The sequence below is a fragment of the Persicitalea sp. genome, assembly GCF_041751555.1.
GTDB lineage: Bacteria > Bacteroidota > Bacteroidia > Cytophagales > Spirosomataceae > Persicitalea.
On record NZ_JBGSXF010000202.1, the window covers coordinates 1 to 1,747 of the forward strand.

3 protein-coding genes are annotated in these 1,747 nt (G+C 52.0%); 1 reads left to right on the top strand and 2 read right to left on the bottom strand.

The features are described from left to right. Nucleotides 1–234: hypothetical protein (locus tag ACEW8P_RS07250; RefSeq protein ID WP_373512424.1), on the top strand; the 234-nt coding region annotated here is incomplete at its 5' end. 51 nt (nucleotides 235–285) lie between these two features. Here ACEW8P_RS07250 and ACEW8P_RS07255 read toward each other — a convergent pair. After that, nucleotides 286–1,227: a hypothetical protein gene (locus ACEW8P_RS07255; RefSeq protein ID WP_373512425.1), complete on the bottom strand. Its 942-nt coding sequence runs from the start codon at nucleotides 1,225–1,227 to the stop codon at nucleotides 286–288. Between the two features lie 63 nt (nucleotides 1,228–1,290). Then, on the bottom strand, nucleotides 1,291–1,747 hold a 457-nt coding region (locus ACEW8P_RS07260; protein ID WP_373512426.1), incomplete at its 5' end, for a hydrogenase maturation protease.

The window sequence follows — 1,747 nt, forward strand, 5'->3', positions numbered from 1 at the left end:
CTGGAAATCAAGAATATCGTGGCGGTGGCTAACAAAGTGAAGAATGCCCAAGACGAGGAGGCCATCCGCGACTTCTGCGCCCAGACTGATCTGCCTGTTATTGCCGTCATTCCGCTCGATCCGACCGTTTCGGAAGCCGACAAAAAGGGTTCTCTGGACATGGCCGACATTGACGAGTCGCCCGCCTTACGGGCGATCAATCAGTTAGCCGAAGATTTGTTGGAAACGGCATAAAAAAGAGACGATCCGCAGACCGTCCCGAAGTGTGGTATAGCAAAGTTTGGATCATTTACTGACCATGCTGACCTGTTGCGGACGCTCGAATAAATCGGCTCCCAGCGAGGCGTTGAACTTTACGTCCGAAATCAGGTACTCCTCTAAAATCTTGCCGTTGCTGCGGTAGTACTTGTTGGAATGGCTTAGCATAATATCGCCTTCCTTTTTGAAATCCGACAAGAAAATCTCCTCCGGCTGGGCGTTGTCTTCCACACTGCCATAATGCTCGATCTTCCTGATGAGGTGAGTTGCCGGAGATACATAGAAAATCCAGCGGTCGTGGCCCACGGCGGGATCGAAAGTGACGTCCAGTAGCGTGGCTTTTTCGCCGTTCAGTATCGCGGTGCCGGCGTTGCGCGGGATGACGCCACCGTCAGTTAATTTGAAGGGGAACGACATCCGGTACAAAGCCATTTCGCTGGCGCAGAGCGGCGAACAATGCTCGTCGTCGCACATGAATTCCAGGTCTTTGGCAATCTTGACCGGCTCGACTTCGTCGCTGTTCTTGACCGCCCAATATCCGTCCTTGTCGTGGCCTACGACCACCCGATCTCCACTGTTGGTCAGCGACTTGATGAGTAATTGATGGCCTTCCTGATTGTTTTTGAAGAAAAAAGTTTCCTCGGATTGCTTGATGACTTTGCCGTTTTCGTCGTACATACGGTGGGTGCGGACAAAACTGCCGTCCCGAATGTCCTGCCAGTTGTCCATTCCCCCGGCGGCGGCTACCATGTCCTCCACGAGTCGTTCGCCGGAGGGAGGCTTTACGAAAAACCACCACGCGCCAAGCCCTGCCGCCAGCAGGAGGAATAGTGCGCCCGCCGTTTGGAAAAGTCTTATTCTCCTCAGCGTAATCGGTTTAATGAGGTCTTTTACTTCAAGTTCGGCATTCCAGGGAAGTTTGACTTCTTCCTCCTCCTGGCGGCGGGATGATTTTGATTGATCTTTCATAATTGTAGGTAGGCGTTAGGTTGTTAGGTATTAGGTTTTGTGATACGAATTATCTCAACCAAGCTAATTTACATTCTGCTTTTGGTCCTTGACCCATTCCGTCACTTTCTTAAAGGCGACTGGCAGGGCGGCTTCTACGGCGGCACTAAGCCCAATGCCAATTTCTTCGTGTTCTTCCGATTCACAACCCAGAAAAAGTACCTGTGGCGGCAAGACATTCAGGGCTTTGGCCATCATCAGGGCTTTCAGCGGATTGATGTAGTGCATATCGGCCAGGAATTCGTTCTGCTCATCCTGGGGTAGTTGAGTTGCGTCTTTAACTTCCACCTCCCGGAAATGAATGGTACCTGCTGCACCGCCCCATTTCACAATATCCAGTAAAATCAGCACCCGGTACTTGTCAAACAATTGTTGTACCAGATGAATGCCCGCCGAGCCAATTTCCATCACCCGTACGGAAGGCGGAAAGGCGGCTTCCCGCTCCAGCTTTTGCGCCAGCACCACCCCGAAGGCATCGTCC

What these genes read in the sequence shown, in the direction of transcription:
- ACEW8P_RS07255 (WP_373512425.1), bottom strand. Translation starts at nt 1,227, where the DNA reads ATGAAAGATCAATCAAAATCATCCCGCCGCCAGGAGGAGGAAGAAGTC.